The sequence below is a fragment of the Domibacillus tundrae genome (genome assembly GCF_000970675.1).
GTDB lineage: Bacteria > Bacillota > Bacilli > Bacillales > Domibacillaceae > Domibacillus > Domibacillus tundrae.
The window spans coordinates 13,177-37,071 of record NZ_LAJA01000009.1; the positions used below are offsets into that span (position 1 = coordinate 13,177).

Genomic DNA, 23,895 nt, shown 5'->3' on the forward strand with positions numbered 1-23,895 from the left:
GTATGAGAGGGGAACAAAACATGGCTAAGTTAGCCATTATTTATTACAGCATGACCGGAACGAATTTAAAACTTGCGAACTGGGCGAAAGAAGCCGGTGAAGAAGCGGGAGCGGATGTAAAAGTATTAAAAATACCGGAAACAGCCCCGTCATCGGTGGTTGAAGGAAATCCTGCGTGGAAAGCTCATGTAGAAGAAGCAAAAAGCATTCCAGAGGTCACGCTTGATGATTTGGAATGGGCAGACGCGATCATTTTCAGCGTCCCATCACGGTTCGGAAATGTGCCTGGACAATTCAAGCAATTTATTGATACGACAGGCGGTCTTTGGGCAAAAGGGAAGTTAGCCAATAAAGCGGTCAGCGCCATGTCATCTGCCCAAAATCCGCACGGCGGGCAGGAACAGACGATTTTGCAGCTGTATACAACAATGTATCATTGGGGAGCGATCATTGCAGCGCCTGGTTACACCGATCCTGTTTTATTCGAAGCAGGAGGCAATCCATATGGCACGAGCGTAACGGTTGGAGAAAACGGCATGAAAGAAAACGTAGAAGCAGCTGTTAAGCACCAGGCAAAACGCACCGTATCGATTGCGAAAGCATTGTCTCATCTATAAAAGAGAAAAAATCTGCCCCGATGACCAGGGCGGATTTTTTAATGGGGTAAAAAGGCAAGCTGATAAAAGAATAAGACCGCAAAAATGTACACGAGCGGATGGACTTCCTTATAGCGGCCGCGTGCCATTTTCACAAGCGGGTAAGATACGAATCCGAGCGCAATACCGGTTGCAATGCTTGAGGTCAGCGGCATGCTTAAAATAATCAAAAAAGCCGGGAAGGCTTCATCAAGCTCATTCCAGTTAATTTTTGCGACGCTTTCCATCATGAGGCAGCCGACAATAATGAGTGCTGGTGCCGTAATCGCAGAAATTCCCGAGACAGCAGAGACAAGCGGACCAAAGAAAGCAGCAAGAATAAATAAAACAGCAACGGTCACAGCCGTTAAGCCTGTTCGTCCGCCGGCAGCAACGCCAGTCGACGATTCAATGTATGCACTCGTCGGGCTTGTGCCTGTCATGGCGCCGACAGACGTTGCAACGGAGTCAGCAAGAAGCGCGTGACGCGCCCGTGGCATTGTATTGCCTTTCATTAAACCGGCTTGCTGGGCTACGCCGATCATCGTGCCGGTCGTGTCAAAAATGGTGACAAGCAAAAATGAAAATACAACCGCATATAGTCCGTGCCCAACGACATCGCCAAATGCAGAAATCGGATTAAAGGCAATTAATCCTTCCGGCATAGAGGGAGCACCGATTAACCCGTCATTAAATGAAAGCTGGCCAGTGAAAAAGGCGACAAGACCGGTAGTAATCATCCCGATAAACAGAGCGCCGTTTACACCGCGAACCATTAAAATAATCGTGATGGCAAGGCCGAACAAAGCAAGCAGCGCGGACGGACTGTGCAAGTCGCCGAGCTTGACGAGGTTGTTTTCATCCGCAGCAATAATACCGGTTAGCCGAAGTCCGATGAATGCGATAAACAAGCCGATACCGGCAGAAATGCCGTGCTTTAAATTCGTGGGTATCGCTTCAATCAATTTTTCACGGAGCGGTGTCAGCGATAAAAGAACAAATAAAATTCCGGAAATAAAAACAGCCGCAAACGCCGTTTCATACGTGATGCCGCCATGTGAGCCGACAACAGAGTACGCAAAGTACGCATTCATTCCCATTCCGGGCGCAATCGCGATCGGATAGTTGGCGAATAAGCCCATCCAAAGTGTGCCCACAACTGCAGCGATAATGGTCGCTGTAAAGACTTGTTCGAATGGTACGCCGGCATCTTGTAAAATAAGCGGATTGACCACCACGATGTACACCATCGTTAAAAACGTTGTCAAGCCGGCAAGCAGTTCCGTTTTGACGGTCGTTCCGTGTTCAGTTAGTTTGAACATTCTTCCATTCCCCCACAAAACAATCATTAAAAATCCAAAATTAATACTAGACGTTTTCGGCAAGTGATGCAAGGGGCAATTCAAAAAGCCGCCTCGATTACGAAGCGGCTTTTTAAAGCTTATTTTGCATACGTGACTAACGTTTCAATTGGGAGACGGTCAGTTGGACGGCCGTCTTGAAGCTTTTTACCGATCGTAATGAGCATCGTTGGCAAATAGCGTTTTGACACGTTAAATTCGTCAGCTAAACCGGAAGCGTTAAAGCCGCCCATTGGGCAAGTATCATACCCTTTCGCACGTGCCGCGAGCATAAATTGCATCGCTGCGAGCGATGAGTTTAAAATAGCTCCATCACGTGGATATTCAGCCCGTTTGTAGGCGCCATTAATCTGTCCGGCTAAAATTTCTTTCAATTCCGGTGTGATTTCGTTCGTTTCCACCTGCGGATCAAAAACAGGGTCAATGTTTAAATTCGCTTCTAAATCCCCTAATATGCAAATAACAGCTGAAGCATCGGCAATTTGCTGCTGATTATACGCGATTGGCAGCAATTTTTTCTGGACTTCTTTCCCATGAAAAACAAGGAAGTGCCATTGCTGCAAATTCCAGGCAGATGGCGCGCGTCCGGCCATTTCGAGCAGTTCCGTTAATTCTTCTTGCGATATGTGAGCGTTCGGATCGTATACTTTGACCGAACGGCGGCTTAAAGTCACATCAAAAAAATCAGACATAAAACAAATCCTCCTAAATTTTCATTTCCCATGACATAATTGGGAAAAATCGTTCATTAATTACTTTTCGTAATCACTATCGTTTCTCACTTTAATCAATATTCGTTTATTCGTCAAGAAATTAGCTTTCTCGACAAAAAAAGCTGAATCCGTGTGGATTCAGCTTAAAAAAAGATATTTAATGTATAGTAACAGATTGCTGCGATTGTAGCGGAAACAGGCAGTGTAATCACCCACGTTACCAGCATCCGCTGGGCAGTATCCCATTTTACACCTTTGACGCGATGGGATGTTCCAACGCCGAGAATAGAAGATGAGATGACGTGTGTCGTACTGACAGGCAGGTGAATCAGTGTAGCTGTAAAAATAATCATCGTAGATGAAAGATCTGCCGCAACACCATTCACTGGGCGTATTTTCATAATTTTTCCGCCGACGGTTTTAATAATTTTCCATCCGCCGACTGAGGTGCCGAGTCCCATTGCAAGCGCACAGGAAATCTGTACCCAAGGCTGAATCTCAGTGGTTTGCTGCTGATTGCCCGCAATAAGCGCCAATGTGATAATACCCATCGCTTTTTGCGCATCATTTGTACCATGTGTATAGGACTGCAAAGCCGCGGTGAAAATTTGGAAAGTACGGAAGTTCCGATTGGTTTTTGCCAAGTTATTATTTTTAAAAACGACCTTGAAAATGCTGTACACAATAAAACCGATTGCAAAAGCCAATAATGGAGACACAATGAGCGCCTGAAGAATTTTGAAAAAACCATTATAGTTAAGTGCTTGAAAACCTGCTGCTGCAATGGCGGCACCGGCAATAGACCCGATGATCGCATGCGAAGAACTGCTGGGAATACCGTAATACCAAGTAAGTAAATTCCAAAAAATAGCCGCAATAAGTGCCGCTAAAATAACGACAGAGCCATTTTCAAGCATAAATGGATCAACGATGTCTTTTGTAATTGTTTTGGCAACGCCTGTAAACGTCATTGCCCCAAGAAAATTCATAAAAGCGGCGAGTATAATGGCGCGCCGTGGTGTAAGCGCTTTTGTTGATACAGCAGTCGCAATGGCGTTGGCTGTATCATGAAACCCGTTTATAAAATCGAAGGCAAGCGCAAAAATGACAATTAAAATGGTAATGAGAAATAATGTATCCAACAGTCAAGACCCCTTATGCGTTTTTCATAATAATAGTTTCGAGTGTGTTCGCGACGTCTTGGCAGAAATCAGCAATATCTTCAAGGTTTTCATAAATTTCTTTTATTTTGATAAGACGGATCGGATCTTTCTCAATCGTGAAAATATGTTTAATAGATTGACGAAGCACTCCATCACAGACAGTTTCAAGTTCTTTGATCTTAATAGCGTGCGTCCGGATTGCCGGTAATTTCTTTACAGAAAGAAGATCAATGGCAATAACAATCTCATCGGCACATGCCCGAATAGCGTCGACAAATTTCAACATGTACTCATCCGCTCCAATAACCGAATACATTTCAAACATCGCGGCTGTCGATTCAAGGCCATCTAATACATCATCCATGCTCATCGCAAGCGCTAAAATATCTTCCCGCTCAATTGGCGTAATAAATGTATGATTTAACTCTTTAATGATTTCATGAACGAATTCGTCGCCTTTCGTTTCGAATTGTTTCATTTCATCTGAAAAGATTTTTAAATCACCTGCGTTTTTCAACTTATACTCAGCGAAATAATAAGCTCCTTCTTTTAAATTCAAAGCAATAGACTCCAGCAAAATTGAAAATTTATCTTTTTTCTGTTTGAACACCATAAAGGCCCCCTAAAAATATATAAATATAATGCTAACTTTCCTATTCTACTCGAAAAATATCGTTTGAAAAAGCTTTTTTATCGAATCGGGAACTGGAGACGTAACGGTTACGCAATCATTTACAAAAGGGTGAGGAATTGTTAATTTGGCTGCATGGAGTATCGGGCTTGAAAATGTTCGGCTGCCCCCATACAGCATATCACCGGTGATCGGATGGTTAATCGAAGCCAGATGAACGCGAATTTGATGGGTGCGGCCCGTTTCAAGCCGGCATTCGAGCAACGACTTTCCATCTTGCACAGCTACTCGTTTAAAGTGGGTGACCGCCGTCTGTCCATTTGATGATATTCGCCGCCTGGACGGGTGATGACGATCTTTTCCAATTGGCTTTGTAATGATGCCGTTTCTTTTTTTTACTTCTCCATCCACAACAGCATAATACGTCCGGAAAATTTCTTTTTGTTCAAGCAGGCGGGACAACACGGCATAAGCCGCTTCGTGTTTGGCAAATAAGACAGCACCGCTTGTTCCTTCATCCAGTCGATGCACGTGACGCACAGGCAGCGTTTCCCCGGCGAGTGAAACATGGTAGCAGACACCATTCAGAAGCGTATCATTTTCATTCGGCTCATTCGGGTGTGTTTTCATGCCGGATGGCTTATCCGCAACAATGAGATGATCATCTTCGTATAAAATAGCTGGAGGCGGATAAACGGGATCGACACCAAATGGACCAGGTCGGAAAAAGGGGATAGACAAGCGCTCATGTTTATCCATTGGCCGGCGCCAGTCAGCAGGCTGTCCATTCAGGAGAACTGCTTTCTCCATTCGCCATGCATGGATCATTTTTTTTGGAAGCGCCCATTTTGCCCAAAAAAGGTCTTCGATGGTTAAGCCCATCCAAGCATGATCGATCTGAATCGTATACATCGTTCCTTGTCGAATTGTGTTCATTGAAATCATCCTTTTCTGACAAATAATTATTCTCTCTGCATGAATTGTATGGTATTCTTGTGGAAGACTGCAAATAAAGGTGGCTGTAAATCATGTCCATGCTTATGTCTTCAACAATTGAACAAGAAGAAAAAATAAAAACATTATGTTCTTATTTGTCGAGACAGGTATTTCCGCGCTATATTCAATCGGATCTTGTCGAAATGTTTGAAGCGGAGAAGCTTTTTTCTCTGGATGATAAAACACTTGAATATGTAGAATCTCTTCAGGATGCCTCACGTGTCATCACGGCACTTAATACGATTATTTCCATTTTAGAAACATCATCGATTTCATATAGTTATGAAGCGTTGTTTACTGAAAGCATCCATACACTGCAAAGCTATCAAATTGCTTTTCCGTTCCCCTTGTCGTTTTTTGTCGAACACAAACCAGCGAACTTTTCTAAATAAAAAAATGGCCTCCCGTTTATGTGGAAGGCCATTTTTTTATTGCTGTTCTTCTTTTGTCTGACCAAGAAAGGCCGTCCATTCCGTTTCCGGCTGGCTGCCGACAAGACGGTCTTTTTCAACGCCGTTTTCAAAATAAACAAGTGTAGGCGTATATTCGATTTTGTATTCTGTCCAGCCTTGCTCAAACTCAAGCAGGTTGTATTGCAGCACTTCGACATTTTCGTCATCTGCAATTGGCATTAGGACCGGTGTTGTTTCCTGACAGTGCGGGCACGTCGGACTGTAAAAATAAACAACTGCATTTTCACCGTCTTCCAATTTTTTCTGAAGGTCATCAGGAAGAACAATATTTTGATAGTTTGGATCGTCAAGCTGTTTTACTGTTTCCGTACGAAGATCGTCCTTGCCATATGGATTTCCTTCTGACGATTCTTCTTTCTGATATTGTGTAATGAAGGCAATCGCACCAAAAATAACGAACATTACGACTGCAAAAATAATTACTTTTTTCAATTGATTAGTCTCCTTTTCTTTTTAAAATCATCAAGCTGGCAATGAAAATAATGGCGAAAGCAGTCAACGCAAGAAATGGGATCGTAATGAACCCAAGCCAGTTAATATACATTCCGGTACACGGTACGCGGCCGCATGCAGGAGCGGCATCCGTTAAAAAATCAATTTTTTGAATGCCATAATGATAGAGCGAGATAAGGCCGCCGATTGCAGACATCACCAGCGAATAAATGGCTGCTCTTAAATCTTTTCTTACGACGGCAATACCAAGAATTAATACGAGTGGATACATGAGAATGCGCTGATACCAGCAAAGTTCGCATGGCTCATAGCCGACAATTTCTGAAAAGTAAAGGCTGCCGAGCATTGCTGTAAGTGATGCAGCCCATGCGGTAAAGAGCAAGTTTTCTTTTTTTAGCACATTAAATCCCGCCTATAATCAAAATAAATGCTGAACATTAGCATTATAGTCTGAATATAGGAGAAAAGTAAAACATTCTGTGCCATGTATTAAGCTGTAAAAAAGGTGGAACAGGTGGTATGATATAGGAAATAATAGTTTGGAGGGATTGCCTGTGGCCTGGAAAGATGAATACACAAGATGGAAGAACGACTCGGGATTAGATGTGGAAATGAATAAGCTGCTCGTTTCAATTGAAGAGGATGAAAAAAGTTTGGAAGATGCTTTTTACAAAAATCTTGAATTTGGTACGGGTGGAATGCGCGGTGAAATTGGCGCCGGCACAAACCGGATGAATGTGTATACCATTCGAAAAGCGTCTGCAGGACTCGCTGCCTATATAATGGAACAAGGCGAAGAAGCAAAAAAACGCGGGGTAGCAATTGCCTATGACTCCCGCCATAAATCACCTGAATTTGCGATTGAAAGTGCGAAAACACTTGCGTCTGCTGGTATTCAAACCTATGTATTTGATGAACTTCGCCCGACGCCCGAGCTTTCTTTTGCGGTGCGTGAATTAAACGCTTTTGCCGGGATCGTTATCACAGCAAGCCATAACCCGCCTGAATATAATGGGTATAAAGTATATGGACCTGATGGCGCCCAGCTTGCACCTGAAGCGGCGGACCGGGTGATTGATCATGTGTACGCGGCAGGAGATGAACTTCAAATTAAGGTTGAGGACGAAACGGTTTTAAAAGAAAAAGGCTTGATTCAAATGATTGGAAAAGAGATGGACGAAGCCTATGTAGACAAGCTCGTTACTATTTCTGAATGGCCCGAAGCATCAAAAGAATCAGATGTGAAAATTGTCTTCTCCCCATTGCACGGTACAGGAAATAAACCGGTTCGGCAGGCGCTTGAAGCCCTTGGCTATAAACATGTTACCGTTGTGGCAGAGCAGGAGCAGCCGGATGCAGATTTCTCTACGGTGAAATCGCCAAATCCGGAAGAAAAAGCAGCTTTTGAACTAGCGATCCGTGATGGACAAAACGTTGATGCGGATATTTTAATTGCGACAGATCCGGATGCGGACCGTCTCGGTGTTGCAGTGAAAGACGGAAACGGTGGGTATGTGTTATTAACCGGAAATGAAACGGGTGCTGTGCTGGTTGATTATATTCTATCCCGCAAAAAAGAAAAAGGCACGCTACCCCAAAATGGCCGTATTTTTAAAACGATTGTTACATCAGAGCTCGGACGCGCTGCTGCAGCGCAGTATGGCGTTTCGTGCGAAGATGTATTAACCGGTTTTAAATTTATCGGGGAAAAAATTGAACAGTACAACGAATCAGGTGAGTACAAATTTTTATTTGGCTACGAAGAAAGCTACGGTTATTTGATCGGCGATTTTGCCCGGGATAAAGATGCGGTACAGGCGGCTTTGATGGCTGTTGAAGCCTGTGCGTATTACAAACAGCGAGGAAAAACACTACATGACGCATTGATGGATTTATATGAACGTGTAGGCTATTACAAAGAAGGACTTCAGTCACTGACACTGAAAGGAAAAGATGGAGCGGAACAAATTGCGGGGCTTCTTTCTTCCTTCCGGGCACAGGTACCTGCTTCGATTGCCGGCATCGCTGTTGAATCGGTAGAAGATTATCAAACGGGTGAACGGACAGTGATTGCGACAAATACGAAAGAAACGATTGAGCTGCCGTCTTCGAATGTACTAAAATACTTCCTTGAAGACGGGACGTGGGTATGCGCCCGTCCATCGGGAACCGAGCCCAAAGTGAAATTTTATTTCGGTGTCAAAGCCGACTCGTTTGGGGCGGTGACTGAAAAGCTTGCTTTTGTTCAAGAAGACTTCATGTCCCGTGTGCGGGAGATGCTTAAATAAGGATCAAAGGCTAACTGCACCGCGAACGCCTTTGTACCTGCATCGTGCAGGCCTAAAGAGAGACAGATTTCATTCTGTCTCTCTTTTTCATGTTTGCTTTTCCCCCGCATACAATGGATCAGGGGGGATTCGGATGAAGCATGATGATCTTCAATATGCAATCGATGAAATTACAGACATCGCCACTGGGTTTGGACTTGACTTTTATACGATGCGCTATGAGATTTGCCCGGCGGATATTATTTATACATTTGGCGCTTACGGAATGCCTGCCCGTTTTTCTCATTGGCGATTCGGAAAACGATTTTATAAAATGAAGCTTCATTATGAAATGGGGCTCAGCAAAATATACGAACTGGTCATGAATACGAATCCATGCCAGGCTTTTTTGTTAAATACAAATTCGCTCGTTCAAAATAAGCTTATTGTAGCGCACGTTTTAGCGCATTCTGACTTTTTTAAAAACAACGTTCATTTTCAAAAAACAAATAATCAAATGGAGAAATCGATGGCATCCGCTGCAGAACGAATTAGCCAGTTGACAGACGAGCATGGAATTGAACAAGTCGAGACGTTCCTGGATGCAGTTTTATCGATTGAGGAGCATGTAGATCCGCATGCACATATCGGCCTGCACCAAACAGAAGATCCGCCACTTTATCGATATGAATACGATGACCTGTTAGAAAAAGAGAAACCGTCCGAGAAAAAAGTGGAAACAATCCATGAAAAAGATTTGCTGGCGTTTATTGCCCAAAACAGTCCGGTTTTAAACGACTGGCAGCGTGAAATTATCATGATTATCCGGCAGGAAATGCTTTATTTTTGGCCGCAAATGGAAACAAAAATCATGAATGAAGGCTGGGCGTCTTATTGGCATATGCGCATTATGAGAGAACTAGCTTTAACGGAGTCGGAAGCGATTGATTATGCTCGTCTGAACGCAGATGTTGTGCAGCCGTCTAAAATGGGAATAAATCCGTATTACGTCGGTGTAAAGCTGTACGAGTACATTGAAAAGCAGCATGGCAGCCGGGACATCCTTTTTGATATTCGTGCAACGGAAACAGATCTTTCATTTCTGCGCAACTATATTACGAAGGAGTTTGTGGAGCAGGAAGATCTTTATCTGTTTGAGAAAAAAGGCGCCCATTGGACAATTACAGACAAAGAGTGGGAGACAGTGCGGAATCAGCTAGTTTCATCAAAAGTGAATGGGGGCTTCCCATCGCTTTATGTGACGGATGGAAAAGAAGATTTGCATATTTTGCACACATATGAAGGAAAGGAATTAGATATTAGTTATTTGGAGCAGACGATTCCGCATCTTTATACGCTTTGGGGGAAACCGGTGCACCTGACCACGGTTATAGACGGTCGAATAACGGTTTTTACGCAAGGTGCAGACGGGCTGAAAAGAAAATATGGCAGCATGTTTACAACGTAACGGCCATGGAAAGGATAAGGGGAAAACGTTGTCTAAGAAAGAAGGCTGGACATGAGTTTGATTTTTATCCTTCTCTATTTCCTAATTATCGTGCTTGTTATTGAAATATCGGTCATTGCATTTACACTAACAGGTCTTGAAAAAGAAGTAGCCCGCTATCAGGCAATTTCGATGCTGACAGGAACAGGGTTTACGACCGATGAATCACAGCTTATCATTGATCATCCAATTCGGCGCCGCATCAGTATGTTTCTTATCTTATTCGGTGCTTTTTCATTGGCTGTTATCATTTCAGCTATTACTAATATTTTGTCTGACGATTTGCGGCTGAACAAGCTTATTATGATCAGTGCCGGGCTGCTTATCATTTTTATCCTTGGAAAAACACCAATGACAAAAAAGCTCTTCCAGAATCGATTCGAATATGAGATGAAAAAAAACCTCGACATCTCGGAACTTCCCATAAAAGAAGCACTCTTTTTAGATGAAGATGACGTCGTAACAGACGTTGTCATTGAAAAAAATAGCCGGCTGGATGGAAAAAAAGTGAAAGATGTGTTTAAAGAAGGCTGGGATGTGAATTTGTTGTTTATTAAGCGTGGAGAAATGAATATACGGAAAAAACTGGCTAGTGAAACCATTCAAGCCGGTGATAAGCTTTATTTGTATGGAAACCGTCAAGTGATCGAGGATCTCACAAACGAAACCGAATCAGACGATCCGCATTAAATGCGGATGTCCGATTCGGTTTCGTTTGTTTGTTGAGCCAGTCTTTCTAGAATGCGCCGTTTTCTGTAGAGCATCATCGCCGTATCCGACAAGTCTTCAATCATCGAGCGGTTAGAGATCGCTCCGAAAATAATGCCGACAACCGGTATGAGACGGAATACTTTCTTTAAGCTGTATTGTTCTCTGTAAGAAAGCACGACTTCACGCCAGCCTTGCATTTGTGAAATCATTTCTTTGCTGTTGCCACGGTTGGCATAGTCCGAGATTTCTTTTAAAATCGCCCGTTTCCCAACAATGTCAGATGAAGAAAATTGAAGACATTTAATGACGAAAACCCGCTCTTCCCGTTCATTTGGATCGTAACCGTAAGCGACAGCAATTTCTTGCAGCGTTTTAAGGGAGAGGGCAAGCGTAGCCGGAATATCAGCGGCCAATGTAAATATACCGCCGATACCGGTTGTCGCTCCTTGAACAGTTGCGGCGCCTGCATGCGATTTTTGAATAGATAAAGCCGTCTGATCCATAGCGGAAAGAGGCAGCTTTTTCACATCATCAATTGTATGAACAGGCGTTTCGGCATGTCGTTCTAACTTTTTTAAAATGCTGCTCTGCTTCGTTAAATATTTGCCGCCGCTTTGGAGATAATATCCAAGTTCATCTAGCAATGAGCCGATTTTTCTTTGAATAAAAGAGGGAGTCATTTTATCCAGGATAGCGAAAGGAAGTCGTGCGGCGCGGTCCCATATCCATAATCCTTTTTGATCGTTTTCCCATTGTTCAATTTTTTGCAGATGTTCCATAAGAGTTTCTTTTGTTTCCATTTTGTTGATCCCTGCCTCTCTAAATTGATCATACGAATGTTATCATGATTTAGTTTCAAAAAAAAACGCCTCAGCTATTAAATGGGCAAAGGCGGAAAGTTATATAAGTTGTTTTTTAAGCTCCTGCATTTTTACCGCGAGTTCATCGCACACTTCTTGGTAAGCCGCCCAGCGATCGGTTAATTGATCGCAGTGTACGGGGTTTGGTATATTCCAGCACACTACCTTTCGTCTCGACTCATCATGAAGCACTGGTAAACTATCACGCTGAAAATCATAGATGGCAACGACAATGTCTGCCTCTTTCATAAGCTGAGGCTTTAGCGAATACGGTGTTTTGCTCTCGATGTCAATATTTACTTCTTTCATCGCTTCGACAGGAAGGGCGTCATAGCCTGCATTCATACAAGCAGCGCTTACAACTTTCCAGGACGGCTCATTTAGTCGTGCCGCCCACCCTTCTGCCATCATGCTCAAATGATTAAACGGTGACAGGAATAAAATTGTTTTATTTTTCATGACTGCTGACCCCTTTGATGTGGTGGTTATATTCTTTTATACCCCATTTTTATAACGTTAAGCTTCATTTGAAAAATAGCTGTAAGTAATAATTCCTATGTATTGGTTCTGAATTCCTTTTCTTTGCATCGAGCAAAAAATTATGTTTTTCAGAAGAGGGGTAATTTACAAAGGAAGCAGCACCGAGAGGAATGTTAAAAGAGGAGCGGATATACGTCCGCTTCTCTTTTTATGTTCAAAAAACAATTTTTCGACTATAATGAAATAGCACATATAAAGAAAAGGGGAACGGCATCATGAATCTTGGATTTGGCGAAGTCGCCATTATTTTAATTGTCGCCTTGTTGTTATTTGGACCGAAAAAACTGCCGCAGCTTGGGCGTGCAGCCGGACAGACGCTGCATGAATTTAAGCGGGGGATGAAAAATGTCATGGACGATGACAATGATGAGAAAAAGAAAATAGATTCAAAATAAACGAGCAGCGGATTTATCCGCTGCTCGTTTATTTTGAATCTATCATGCCGATCAAGCATCCGTTTTCGACAGCTTGATGATCTACGGTTTTCTCAGGACAATTTTGATCGAGCCGGCGATTCACATAAGCATGTTCTGAATCCATTTTTTCTGTGTGAAGTTCTGGATAAATAGAATGCAACTTTTTATACGCCTGATTCGTATAGGCAGATAAGCCGGTTTTCATTCATATTCGTTGCAATTTGGCGAAATGTGCTTACAATGAGAAAAGGTCGCACGTATCATGAAGAAGGGAACAAGACATAATGAAAGTAGTCATCAGAATAATTCAAAACCTTTGGCGGAAATTTCATCTGACCCAAATGGTTATTTTGCTTGCTGCGATCGTGGTTTTGGCGGGGCTCGGCACTGGCTTTTATTTTATGAAATCTGCTGATGTGGAAACGTTGAAGCAGGGATTGTCGCAATCGACCATTATTTACGATCGGAATGGGGAAAAAGCAAGCAAGCTTTCCGCTAACCGGACAGACAGTGTATCTATTAAAAAAATGCCGGAACATTTGCAAGAAGCAATTGTTGCTGTTGAAGACAACCGTTTTTACGAACACGGGGGATTTGACGTGAAAGGCATTTTTCGCGCTGTTTTCACAAATGTTATGGCGGGGTCACGGGTGCAGGGAGCGAGTACGATTACCCAGCAGCTGACAAAAAATGCCCTGCTGTCTCCGGAAAAAACATATCGCCGGAAAGTAGAAGAGCTATTCCTCGCAATTGAGATTGAAAAAGTGTACAAAAAAGAAGAAATTTTAGAAATGTATTTGAATACAAGCTATTTTGGGAATGGAGCATGGGGCGTTCAAAATGCGTCAAAAAAATATTTCGGCAAAGATGTATCAGAATTAACGCGTGCTGAATCATCAATGCTTGCAGGCATGGTTAAAGCGCCATCGCGATATAATCCAATTGATCATATGGATAACGCGCTTGAACGCCGCAAAGTTGTCTTGAACCAAATGGTGAAGCACGGCTATATGGCGAAGAGTGAAGCCAATGAAACGGCGGATATGGACGTAACGCTGAAGGATACAAGCGGTGATCCATTAAAAGGGAAATATGCGCATTATGCAGATGCCGTTATTAATGAAGCCATTTCACGTTACGGCTTAACACAGGATGATTTGTTAACACAAGGATATAACATTTATACGTCTATGGACCAGGATGTACAGGCAGGTCTTGAACAGGTGTATGAAAACAGCTCGGTTTTTCCTGAAACCGTCAGTGGAGAAGATTCTCAAAGTGCTGCGGTGTTAGTCGACCCGAAAACAGGCGGAGTTCTTGGTGTGATAGGACGGCGTGGTGAGCACGTATTCCGCGGTTTTAGCTTTGCTACTCAAATGAAAAAATCACCAGGTTCGACGATCAAGCCGCTGGCTGTTTATACGCCTGCTCTTGAAGAAGGATACGAACCGACAGATATGCTTGTCGATAAGGAAATGTCGTTTGGTGAAGGCGAAGGCGCCTATTCTCCGTCAAACTATGGCGGTACTTATGAAGGGGAACTTCCGATGTACCGGGCGGTTGAGAAATCAGCGAATATTCCGGCTGTCTGGCTCCTTGACCAAATAGGGGTATCAAAAGGCGTAAACGCATTGAAGCGATTTGGTCTGGAAGTGGAAAATGCCAAATTAGGAATGGCGCTTGGTGACATAACACCTGGCGTGTCTCCACTGCAAATGGCGGAAGCATACACTACATTTTCAAATGATGGAGTCCGCAAAGAAACGTTTTTCATTCAAAAAATTGTCGGTCCGGATGGTGAAGTTGACCCGGAATGGGAGCCGGAAGAAGTCAATGTAACATCAAAAGAAATAACCGACCAAATGACATCAATGCTTTTAGGCGTCGTTGAACGGGGATCAGGTGAACGGGCGCAGGTATCAGGTGTGGATATCGCCGGTAAAACAGGGTCAACTCAAGTGCCTATTGAAGGGATTGAAGGCACAGAGGATCAATGGTTCGTTGGATACACACCGAATTTAGTTGGAGCTGTCTGGGTTGGAGTCGAAGAAGTAAGCGAAACGAGTTATTTAACGACGAACAGTTCAGATGGGGCAGTCCCCTTATTCGGAGAAGTAGTGGAAGAGATTCTTCCTTATATTGGCGAAGCATCATTTGATGTAGATGCCATTGATGATCAAGCAGAATCGGCAGAAGAACATTGGTATGATGGTGTTATTGAAAAATGGAATGAATGGTTTTAAACAAGAGCCGGATGGAGAGACATCCGGCTTTTACTATGCAAATAAAAAAAGAAATCGCTTTCAAATATTTTTATAAAAAAATAATTTCACCTTGTCAGAAAATTTGACAGAAAAGGTGTTGACCAAACATGGAAAGAGGGGTATCATTGACCACAATATAAACTTAATTTTCAGATTAAATATACGATTTTTACAGATTTAATCGGCAATTTTAAAGGTGAATCATCTTGGAGGAGATACAATGCGCAGTGATATGATTAAAAAGGGAGTCGAACGTGCCCCGCACCGCAGTTTGTTGTATGCAGCCGGTGTGAAAACAGCAGATTTGCATAAACCGTTTATTGGAGTATGCAACTCTTATATAGATATTATTCCCGGACACGTTCACCTTAATAAATTTGCAGAAGTGGTCAAAAAAGAAATTCGCGAAGCAGGCGGGGTTCCATTTGAATTCAATACGATCGGTGTGGATGACGGCATTGCGATGGGACACATTGGAATGCGATATTCTCTTCCAAGCCGTGAATTGATTGCAGATTCAGCTGAAACAGTAATTAACGCACATTGGTTTGATGGTGTGTTCTACATTCCGAACTGTGATAAAATCACACCGGGTATGCTGATGGCTGCTGTACGGACAAATGTACCGGCCGTATTTGTATCAGGCGGCCCGATGGAAGGCGGCGTGTCATCCACAGGGAAACCATTAACACTAACGTCTGTTTTCGAAGGCGTAGGGGCTCATCTATCAGGGAAAATGTCAGCGGAAGAGCTGCTTGATATTGAAACAAACGCTTGTCCGACTTGCGGGTCTTGTTCCGGTATGTTTACAGCCAATTCCATGAACTCATTAATGGAAATGCTTGGCCTTACACCACCGGGAAATGCAACAATCGTTGCAACCAGCCCAGAACGTCATCGCTTGATTAAAGAAGCGGCTCAGTATTTAATGAACGCCATTGAAAATGATTTAAAACCACGTGACATTGTAAACAAACAAGCGATTGATGATGCGTTCGCACTTGATATGGCAATGGGTGGATCAACGAACACTGTTCTTCATACATTAGCCATTGCAAATGAAGCGGAAATTGAGTATGATTTAAATCGTATTAATGAAGTAGCCAACCGTATTCCATACTTGGCAAAAATCAGTCCGGCATCCGATTATACGATGGACGATGTCAATAAAGCTGGCGGAATCAGCGCGATCATTCGTGAGCTGTGTGAACTTGAAAATGGTATTGACGGTGATCGTATTACAATCACAGGCAAATCTGTTTATGAGAATGTAAAAGATGCACACATTACAAACACGAAGGTCATTCGCACAAAAGAAGATCCATACAGCCCAGTCGGTGGATTATCGATTTTGTACGGGAACATTGCGCCGCTTGGCGGAGTTATTAAAGTAGGAGCAGTAGACCCTTCTATTAAAACATTTAATGGTGAAGCAATTGTATTTGAATCACAGGATGAAGCAATCGAAAATATTAACAACGGAACAGTCAGAGAAGGACACGTTGTGGTCATTCGTTATGAAGGACCAAAAGGCGGACCGGGAATGCCGGAAATGTTGACACCAACATCAGCCATTGCTGGGCGGGGACTTGGAACAAAAGTCGCGCTTATGACAGATGGACGTTTCTCTGGTGCTTCACGCGGGATTTCAATCGGTCATGTTTCTCCGGAAGCGGCAGAAGGCGGACCTATTGCATTCATTCAAAATGGTGATAAAATTAAAATAGATTTGACAAACCGCACATTAAATGTCGATTTGTCAGATGAAGAACTAGCAGCGCGCCGTGCGGGGTTTGTACAGCCGGAGCCGAAAATTAAAAAAGGCTGGCTGGCACGTTATGCTAAGCTTGTCACATCTGCCAACACTGGTGGAGTTATGAAAATTTAATATATACGTCAAAACATATAAAACGTTGACGAGGAAAAAGTGATAGGAACTGCATTTCACAGAGAACCGGTTATAGCTGAGAGCCGGGAGTGCATCCAATCGCGACATCCCCTCTGAGTGCTTTTCTGAACGTCATCCAGTAGGAAAAGCCGGGTGCTGGCCACCCGTTACCAAAACGAACCGGTAATCGGTTCATAAGGCGGGTTTTTGCAAGAAAATTCGTGAATCAGGGTGGTACCGTGGAAAGAAACAAAGTCTTTTCACCCCTGCGTTTCTGTTTAGGCAGTCGCAGGCGTGAAAGGACTTTTCTTTTTGCTTTAAAACGGGTATTTAACCCATTGTGAAGAAGGAACCTCTTGCCAATACGGACAACAAACCATTATTTGGAGGGGAAAAACATGAGTCAAAATGCAAAAGCTGCAGAAATGAAGTTTGACGATCAAGCAAAAAAAGCGGCTGAACCGAAGAACGGTGCTGACTTATTTATCGAAACGTTAAAAAACGAGAATGTAGAAGTAATGTTTGGCTATCCAGGAGGAGCAGTTCTTCCATTATACGATGCACTTTACAAAAACCCAATTCGTCACATCCTTGCCCGTCATGAGCAGGCGGCAATTCATGCTGCTGAAGGGTATGCGCGTGTTTCTGGTAAGCCAGGCGTCGTTTTAGCAACATCAGGTCCTGGTGCAACAAACCTAGTGACAGGCATTACAGATGCAATGATGGATTCTATTCCACTTGTTGTGTTTACAGGCCAGGTTGCAACAGGCGTCATCGGATCTGATGCGTTCCAGGAAGCGGATGTGATTGGGATTACAATGCCGATTACAAAACATAATTACCAGGTTCGTTCAATGGAAGACCTTCCGAGAATCGTTCATGAAGCGTTCCATATTGCGACAACCGGCCGCCCAGGTCCTGTTTTAATCGACATTCCAAAAGACATTGCTCAAACAGTAGGCAGCGCGGAATTTGTCGATGAACTGAATTTGCCGGGGTACCAGCCAAACTTTAAACCGAACAGCCTGCAAGTGAAAAAGCTGCGCGGCGCATTAGCACAAGCGAAAAAGCCGGTTGTTTTGGCAGGTGCAGGCGTCCTTCATGCGAAAGCGTCAGAAGAATTGCTTCAATTTGTCGAAAAAATGCAAATTCCGGTTGTTAATACGCTGCTTGGGCTTGGCGGTTTTCCAGCCAGTCATCCATTATTTCTTGGAATGGGTGGTATGCATGGAACACACGCAGCTAATACAGCACTTTACGAAGCGGACCTGCTCATTAACATTGGCGCCCGTTTTGACGACCGTTTAACCGGAAACCTGGCTCATTTTGCGAAAAATGCAACGGTTGCACATATTGATATCGATCCAGCTGAAATCGGCAAAAACGTACCGACGCATATTCCGATCGTTGCAGATGCTAGAGAGGCGTTGAAAAAAATCCTTAGCTTGGATTTTGAAGCACCGAATGCAGGAGAATGGCGTGACAAACTTGATCAGGATAAAAAAGAGAATCCGCTATGGAACACAGAAAACGACGATGGTATTTCACCACAGTCACTTATGAAATTGATTCATGATATTACAGATGGCGATGCTGTTGTAACAACAGACGTCGGCCAGCATCAAATGTGGACAGCGCAATATTATGGATTTAACAAACCGGATCAATGGGTTACATCAGGCGGCCTTGGCACAATGGGTTTCGGTTTTCCGTCCGCAATTGGCGCACAGATCGCAAAGCCGGATAAAACAGTCGTGGCGGTAGCCGGTGACGCAGGCTTCCAAATGACTTTGCAGGAGCTTGGACTTGTGGCGGAATTAAAGCTGCCGGTTAAAATTATCATTTACAATAACATGGCACTTGGCATGGTTCGTCAATGGCAGGAAACGTTTTATGAGGAGCGTTATTCTCAGTCATTGATCCCGGTTCAGCCGGACTTTGTAAAATTGGCTGATGCGTATGGCCTTCGCGGTTATGTTGTTACAACAGAAGAAGAAGCAGAAAAAGTAATGCGTGAAACGCTGACAGACAATGAGCCTGTTTTGATCGATTGCCGCATTAAGCCGAAAGAAATGGTTTACCCGATGATCGCACCAGGCAAAGGAATTCATGAAATGATCGGGGTGAAACCGCAGTGAAACGAAGAATTGTAACAGCAACCGTGTTAAACCAGAGCGGTGTATTAAACAGGATCACCGGATTATTTACACGCCGCCAGTTTAATATTGAAAGCATTACTGTCGGGTCTACTGAAACAGAAGGCGTGTCAAAAATGACATTCGTTATACAAGTTGAAGATGACCGGATGGTTGAGCAAGTCGTCAAACAGCTGAATAAGCAAATTGACGTGCTTAAAGTAAATGATATTACCGAGCAGGCAATCGTTACGCGTGAGCTTGCTCTCATTAAAGTGATGACGACACCGCAGACACGTGCGGAAATTAATGTTATCATCGAACCATTCCGTGCCACGATCATTGATGTGGCTAAAGACAGCGTCACAATTCAAGTTGTCGGAAACTTCGATAAAATCGAAGCGATGATTGAGCTTCTTCGTCCTTATGGAATTAAAGAAGTAGCCCGCACAGGACAAACAGCAATTAAACGCGGATCACAGCGTCTTGGAGCGGAATCAAAACAGTTTTCTATTTTAAATTAAAATAAAAAAAATCAAACAATTTTTGGAGGATGAAAAAAATGACAAAAGTTTATTACAATGGTGACATTAACGAAGCGGTACTTTCCAATAAAACGGTAGCAATTATCGGTTACGGTTCACAAGGACATGCGCATGCATTGAACCTTCGTGAAAGCGGCGTAAACGTAGTGGTTGGTCTTCGCCCAGGGAAATCATTTGATCAGGCAACTGCTGACGGGTTTGATGTGAAAACAGTTCGCGAAGCAAGTGCTGCAGCGGATATCATCATGATCCTTCTTCCAGATGAATACCAGACAGCTGTTTACAAAGCAGAAATCGAGCCTGAGCTTCAAGAAGGCAACGCGCTTGCATTTGCTCACGGTTTCAACGTTCACTTTAACCAAATCGTGCCGCCTGCAAATGTTGATGTATTCCTTGCAGCTCCAAAAGGACCAGGTCATCTCGTTCGCCGTACGTATGAGCAAGGCGCTGGTGTTCCGGCATTATTCGCAATCTATCAAGATGTAACAGGCCAGGCAAAAGACATCGCTCTTGCTTATGCAAAAGGTGTAGGTGCAGGCCGCGCGGGTATTCTTGAAACAACATTCCGTGAAGAGACAGAAACAGATTTATTCGGTGAGCAGGCCGTTCTTTGCGGCGGTACAGCTGAGCTTGTAAAAGCTGGATTTGAAACACTTGTTGAAGCTGGATACCAGCCGGAAATTGCTTACTTTGAGTGCCTGCACGAATTGAAATTAATCGTTGACCTTATGTATGAAGGCGGCCTTGAAGGCATGCGCTACTCAATCTCTGATACAGCACAATGGGGTGACTATGTATCAGGACCACGCGTTATCACAGGGGAAACAAAAGCACGTATGAAAGAAGTATTAACAGATATCCAAACAGGTAAATTTGCTAAAGGCTGGCTGCAGGAAAACCAATTGAACCGTCCGGAATTTACAGCGATCACTCGCCGCGAAAGCGAGCATCAGCTTGAAGTTGTCGGAAAAGAGCTTCGTGCATTGATGCCGTTCATTCAACAAAACAAACAAGCAGCAAGCGTTAAAAACTAAAAGTTTTTCATTGTTTAAAGAAGTTATTTCAAGCGACGGAGGGATTTACGTGAAGAAGAAAATTGCCATTTTGCCGGGCGACGGGATTGGCCGGGAAATCGCATTAGGCGCCGCATCCGCTCTTGAAGCGGTTGGAAAACGCTTTGGCCACGAATTTGAGTTGGAATATGCTGATATTGGAGGTGCCGCGATTGATTCGCACGGGACGCCGCTGCCGGATTCAACGCTTGCACTTGCGAAAAGCAGCGACGCGATTTTGCTTGGTGCAGTAGGGGGTCCTAAATGGGACAGCCTGCCATCCGCAGAACGTCCTGAGCGCGGCCTGCTTGCGATTCGGAAAGAACTTGGCTTATTTGCCAACTTACGTCCGATTCCATCATTTAAAACTCTTGTACAATCTTCTCCGCTAAAGCCTGAAATTGCCGGAAATGTGAATATGCTGATCGTTCGCGAATTAACAGGCGGCCTTTATTTTGGAAAGCCGAGTGAACGCCGTGGTGACAACAATGAGGTTGTGGTCGATACCCTTTTATATACACGGGCAGAAATTGAACGGATCGTTGTAAAAGCATTCGAATTTGCGAAAGCGCGCGGTGGGCGGCTCACGTCAGTTGATAAAGCAAACGTGCTGGAGTCAAGCCGTATGTGGCGTGAAATCGTCAACGAAAAAGCAGCGGATTATCCGGATGTAACTGTAGACCATATGTATGTTGATGCTGCAGCAATGAAACTTATTTCAAGTCCAGGACAGTTTGATGTGATTGTGACGGAAAACTTATTCGGCGATATTTTAAGTGATGAAGCGTCAATGATCACCGGTTCACTCGGCATGCTTCCATCTGCGAGTCTATCAGAAAGCGGGCTTGGGCTGTATGAGCCGGTTCATGGCTCAGCGCCGGACATTGCCGGCCAAAACAAGGCCAATCCGCTGGCGATGATTTTATCAACAGCGCTTATGCTGAAATATTCGCTCGATATGCGCTCAGAAGGTGAAGCGATTGAACGCGCTGTGCAGTCTGTTTTAAATGATGGATATTGCACACCGGATCTACAAATTGAAGGCAGTACGGTTGTCGGTACGGATAAAATGATTGAGCTTGTCACAGAACGTATTGCAGATGAAGCACCTGCTTCTGCAAATGAAGTTGTTTACATGTAAAGAAACGCCGCGTGGATTCAGCCTTTTCCTGCAAATAATGGCAGGGAAAGGCGGGGTCCTCGTTTTTTATCAAAATGCACATAAGAGGGGGGCTGTAACATGACGAAAAAAACGGTTATCGAAAAAATTTGGGAAAACCACGTTGTTAGCAGAGAAGAAGGGAAACCAGATCTGCTCTATATCGATTTGCACCTTGTCCACGAAGTTACATCGCCACAGGCATTTGAAGGATTGCGCATGAAAGGACGCCGTGTGAGACGTCCTGATTTAACATACGCCACAATGGACCATAACGTCCCAACCATTAACCGTCATATCGTAAATGATCCGATTTCTAAAATACAAATGCAGACGCTTGAGCAAAACTGCCGTGAGTTTGGCATTGAACTCGCTGATATTGATCATCCGGATCAAGGGATTGTTCACGTCATTGGGCCACAGCTTGGCCTTACACAGCCAGGTAAAACGATTGTCTGCGGCGACAGCCATACATCGACACATGGTGCATTTGGTGCACTTGCGTTTGGTATTGGAACGAGTGAAGTTGAACACGTTCTTGCGACGCAGACGATTTGGCAAAAGCAACCGAAAACGTTGCAAATCAAAGTAAACGGCAAATTAGGCTTTGGTGTTCAGTCAAAAGATATTATTTTGGCGATTATCGCAAAATTTGGCGTTAATGCCGGTACAGGCTACGTCATGGAATTCACAGGTGAAGCAATCCGTGCACTTTCAATGGAACAGCGCATGACAATTTGCAACATGTCGATTGAAGCGGGTGCCCGCGCAGGTCTTGTCAGCCCGGACATGACAACTGTTGAATATTTACGCGGCCGCCGGTATGTACCGTCGGAGGAAGAATTTGAAGAAGCGGCTAAGCGCTGGCTTGCTCTTGCGACAGATGAAGGGGCAACATATGACAAAACACTTGAAATCGATGCAGCAGACATTGAACCGCAAATGACTTGGGGCACGAACCCATCTATGGGCAGTGGCATTTCCAGATTTGTTCCGTCCCCAGACGAATTCGATCGCGAAGCAGACAAAGAATCCGTTCGCCTTGCACTCGATTATATGGGTCTTGAAGCCGGCACGAAATTAACAGATATTTCAGTTGACTATGTTTTTATCGGTTCATGCACGAACTCCAGATTGAGTGATTTACGCGCAGCGGCAGAAGTGGCAAGAGGCCGTAAAGTACAAGACCATGTAACAGCGATTGTTGTGCCGGGATCTCAAACGGTGAAGCACCAGGCGGAAGCAGAAGGGCTTGACAAAATATTTATAGAAGCTGGATTCCAGTGGCGTGAATCTGGGTGCTCAATGTGCCTTGCCATGAATGACGATGTTGTACCACCGGGCAAACGTTGTGCATCGACATCAAACCGTAATTTTGAAGGGCGCCAAGGGAATGGCGCACGTACACACCTTGTCAGCCCGTCGATGGCGGCAGCGGCAGCAGTTATGGGTCGTTTTACAGACGTTCGCGAATTATCTGGCGTAAATCAATAAAAGGAGGAGAATTCATGGAGCCGATTAATCAATTTACAGGTGTTGTTTGTCCAATTAACCGGACAAACATTGATACTGATCAAATTATTCCGAAACAATTTTTAAAACGCATCGAACGCCAAGGCTTTGGCCAATTTGTTTTTTACAACTGGCGCTTTGATGATGATGGTAACAAGCGCGAAGACTTTATTTTAAACGATCCGAAATTTGCGGATGCTGAAATTTTAGTTGCCGGTGAAAATTTTGGCTGCGGCTCCTCACGTGAGCATGCTCCATGGGCGCTTTTGGATTACGGATTCCGCATCATTATCGCGCCAAGCTATGCCGATATTTTTTACAATAACAGTGTGAAAAACGGCATTTTGGCTGTGAAACTAGCAGATAAAGAAGTGGAAACACTGCTTGAACGCGCATCTGTGCCGGGCTTTAAGCTTCATATTAATCTTGAAGAACAGTCTGTAACAGATGATAGTGGATTTACTGCTCATTTCGATATTGATCCTTACTGGAAAAAGATGCTTTTAAACGGCTGGGATGAAATCTCGGTTACATTGTCAGCCGAAGAGCGTATTGGTCAATTTGAAGAAAAAGTGTATGGGAAACAATACAGTTAAATAAAAAAAGACCTTTCC

The 23,895-nt window shown here is 43.8% G+C and carries 23 protein-coding genes; 14 read left to right on the plus strand and 9 right to left on the minus strand.

The window, feature by feature from the left end:
* Positions 1 to 20 precede the first annotated feature (20 nt).
* The gene (wrbA, locus tag VQ00_RS10065; protein WP_046180006.1) at positions 21 to 617 is read left to right on the plus strand and encodes an NAD(P)H:quinone oxidoreductase; all 597 of its coding nucleotides are present in this window, start codon (positions 21 to 23) and stop codon (positions 615 to 617) included.
* 38 nt (positions 618 to 655) lie between these two features.
* Here the strand turns inward: wrbA and VQ00_RS10070 are convergent, their stop codons facing one another.
* The 5 genes from VQ00_RS10070 to VQ00_RS10090 all read right to left on the minus strand — a co-directional run bounded on the left by VQ00_RS10070 (position 656) and on the right by VQ00_RS10090 (position 5,439).
* Entirely contained in the window at positions 656 to 1,957 is a 1,302-nt protein-coding gene (locus tag VQ00_RS10070; RefSeq protein ID WP_046180007.1) for an NCS2 family permease, read from the minus strand.
* A gap of 119 nt (positions 1,958 to 2,076) precedes the next feature.
* Positions 2,077 to 2,688 (minus strand): nitroreductase family protein, encoded by a 612-nt coding sequence (locus VQ00_RS10075; protein WP_046180008.1) that lies wholly within the window; start codon positions 2,686 to 2,688, stop codon positions 2,077 to 2,079.
* Positions 2,689 to 2,852: 164 nt separating this feature from the next.
* On the minus strand, positions 2,853 to 3,851 hold the full coding sequence (locus VQ00_RS10080) for an inorganic phosphate transporter (protein WP_046180009.1): 999 nt from the start codon (positions 3,849 to 3,851) through the stop codon (positions 2,853 to 2,855).
* Between the two features lie 13 nt (positions 3,852 to 3,864).
* Positions 3,865 to 4,485, minus strand: a complete 621-nt coding sequence (locus VQ00_RS10085) for a DUF47 domain-containing protein (RefSeq protein WP_046180010.1) — start codon at positions 4,483 to 4,485, stop codon at positions 3,865 to 3,867.
* Positions 4,486 to 4,530: 45 nt separating this feature from the next.
* Entirely contained in the window at positions 4,531 to 5,439 is a 909-nt protein-coding gene (locus VQ00_RS10090) for an RluA family pseudouridine synthase (RefSeq protein WP_046180011.1), read from the minus strand.
* Positions 5,440 to 5,531: 92 nt separating this feature from the next.
* Between VQ00_RS10090 and VQ00_RS10095 the strand changes: the two genes are divergently transcribed.
* Positions 5,532 to 5,891, plus strand: a complete 360-nt coding sequence (locus tag VQ00_RS10095) for a DUF5365 family protein (RefSeq protein WP_046180012.1) — start codon at positions 5,532 to 5,534, stop codon at positions 5,889 to 5,891.
* 36 nt (positions 5,892 to 5,927) lie between these two features.
* Here the strand turns inward: VQ00_RS10095 and VQ00_RS10100 are convergent, their stop codons facing one another.
* Together VQ00_RS10100 and VQ00_RS10105 are read right to left on the minus strand one after the other, a co-directional pair.
* Positions 5,928 to 6,404 (minus strand): thioredoxin family protein, encoded by a 477-nt coding sequence (locus VQ00_RS10100; protein ID WP_046180013.1) that lies wholly within the window; start codon positions 6,402 to 6,404, stop codon positions 5,928 to 5,930.
* A gap of 4 nt (positions 6,405 to 6,408) precedes the next feature.
* On the minus strand, positions 6,409 to 6,825 hold the full coding sequence (locus VQ00_RS10105) for a disulfide formation protein C (protein ID WP_046180014.1): 417 nt from the start codon (positions 6,823 to 6,825) through the stop codon (positions 6,409 to 6,411).
* Between the two features lie 154 nt (positions 6,826 to 6,979).
* On the opposite strand from VQ00_RS10105, the gene VQ00_RS10110 reads away from it, so the two are divergent.
* From VQ00_RS10110 to VQ00_RS10120, 3 genes are all read left to right on the plus strand, one after another.
* Complete coding sequence (locus tag VQ00_RS10110; RefSeq protein ID WP_046180015.1) at positions 6,980 to 8,713, plus strand: phospho-sugar mutase; 1,734 nt, start codon at positions 6,980 to 6,982, stop codon at positions 8,711 to 8,713.
* A 133-nt stretch (positions 8,714 to 8,846) separates the two neighbouring features.
* A complete protein-coding gene (locus tag VQ00_RS10115) occupies positions 8,847 to 10,160 on the plus strand; it encodes a SpoVR family protein (protein ID WP_046180016.1) in 1,314 nt (437 codons plus the stop codon).
* Positions 10,161 to 10,211: 51 nt separating this feature from the next.
* Positions 10,212 to 10,889 carry a TrkA C-terminal domain-containing protein gene (locus VQ00_RS10120; RefSeq protein WP_046180017.1) on the plus strand — a complete coding sequence of 226 codons (678 nt, stop codon included), beginning with the start codon at positions 10,212 to 10,214 and terminating at the stop codon, positions 10,887 to 10,889.
* Here VQ00_RS10120 and VQ00_RS10125 read toward each other — a convergent pair.
* Complete coding sequence (locus VQ00_RS10125) at positions 10,886 to 11,710, minus strand: EcsC family protein (protein WP_046180018.1); 825 nt, start codon at positions 11,708 to 11,710, stop codon at positions 10,886 to 10,888. The genes VQ00_RS10120 and VQ00_RS10125 overlap by 4 nt on opposite strands.
* 99 nt (positions 11,711 to 11,809) lie before the next feature.
* The gene (locus VQ00_RS10130) at positions 11,810 to 12,229 is read right to left on the minus strand and encodes an arsenate reductase/protein-tyrosine-phosphatase family protein (RefSeq protein WP_046180019.1); all 420 of its coding nucleotides are present in this window, start codon (positions 12,227 to 12,229) and stop codon (positions 11,810 to 11,812) included.
* A gap of 296 nt (positions 12,230 to 12,525) precedes the next feature.
* Here VQ00_RS10130 and VQ00_RS10135 point away from each other — a divergent pair, with 296 nt between their 5' ends.
* From VQ00_RS10135 to leuD, 9 genes are all read left to right on the plus strand, one after another.
* A complete protein-coding gene (locus VQ00_RS10135; RefSeq protein ID WP_046180020.1) occupies positions 12,526 to 12,705 on the plus strand; it encodes a twin-arginine translocase TatA/TatE family subunit in 180 nt (59 codons plus the stop codon).
* Positions 12,706 to 13,010: 305 nt separating this feature from the next.
* Positions 13,011 to 14,969: a transglycosylase domain-containing protein gene (locus VQ00_RS10145; RefSeq protein ID WP_046180022.1), complete on the plus strand. Its 1,959-nt coding sequence runs from the start codon at positions 13,011 to 13,013 to the stop codon at positions 14,967 to 14,969.
* Between the two features lie 241 nt (positions 14,970 to 15,210).
* Positions 15,211 to 16,878, plus strand: a complete 1,668-nt coding sequence (gene ilvD, locus VQ00_RS10150; RefSeq protein ID WP_046180023.1) for a dihydroxy-acid dehydratase — start codon at positions 15,211 to 15,213, stop codon at positions 16,876 to 16,878.
* A 398-nt stretch (positions 16,879 to 17,276) separates the two neighbouring features.
* On the plus strand, positions 17,277 to 19,016 hold the full coding sequence (gene ilvB, locus VQ00_RS10155; RefSeq protein ID WP_082091531.1) for an acetolactate synthase large subunit: 1,740 nt from the start codon (positions 17,277 to 17,279) through the stop codon (positions 19,014 to 19,016).
* On the plus strand, positions 19,013 to 19,537 hold the full coding sequence (gene ilvN / locus VQ00_RS10160; protein WP_046180024.1) for an acetolactate synthase small subunit: 525 nt from the start codon (positions 19,013 to 19,015) through the stop codon (positions 19,535 to 19,537). Before ilvB ends, ilvN begins: the two co-directional genes overlap by 4 nt.
* Positions 19,538 to 19,575: 38 nt before the next feature.
* Positions 19,576 to 20,592, plus strand: a complete 1,017-nt coding sequence (gene ilvC / locus VQ00_RS10165; protein ID WP_046180025.1) for a ketol-acid reductoisomerase — start codon at positions 19,576 to 19,578, stop codon at positions 20,590 to 20,592.
* Between the two features lie 49 nt (positions 20,593 to 20,641).
* Positions 20,642 to 21,751, plus strand: coding sequence for a 3-isopropylmalate dehydrogenase (leuB, locus tag VQ00_RS10170; protein WP_046180026.1), 1,110 nt, complete (start codon positions 20,642 to 20,644; stop codon positions 21,749 to 21,751).
* A gap of 99 nt (positions 21,752 to 21,850) precedes the next feature.
* A complete protein-coding gene (gene leuC, locus VQ00_RS10175; RefSeq protein ID WP_046180027.1) occupies positions 21,851 to 23,263 on the plus strand; it encodes a 3-isopropylmalate dehydratase large subunit in 1,413 nt (470 codons plus the stop codon).
* Between the two features lie 14 nt (positions 23,264 to 23,277).
* Positions 23,278 to 23,877 (plus strand): 3-isopropylmalate dehydratase small subunit, encoded by a 600-nt coding sequence (leuD, locus tag VQ00_RS10180; protein ID WP_046180028.1) that lies wholly within the window; start codon positions 23,278 to 23,280, stop codon positions 23,875 to 23,877.
* Positions 23,878 to 23,895: the final 18 nt, after the last annotated feature.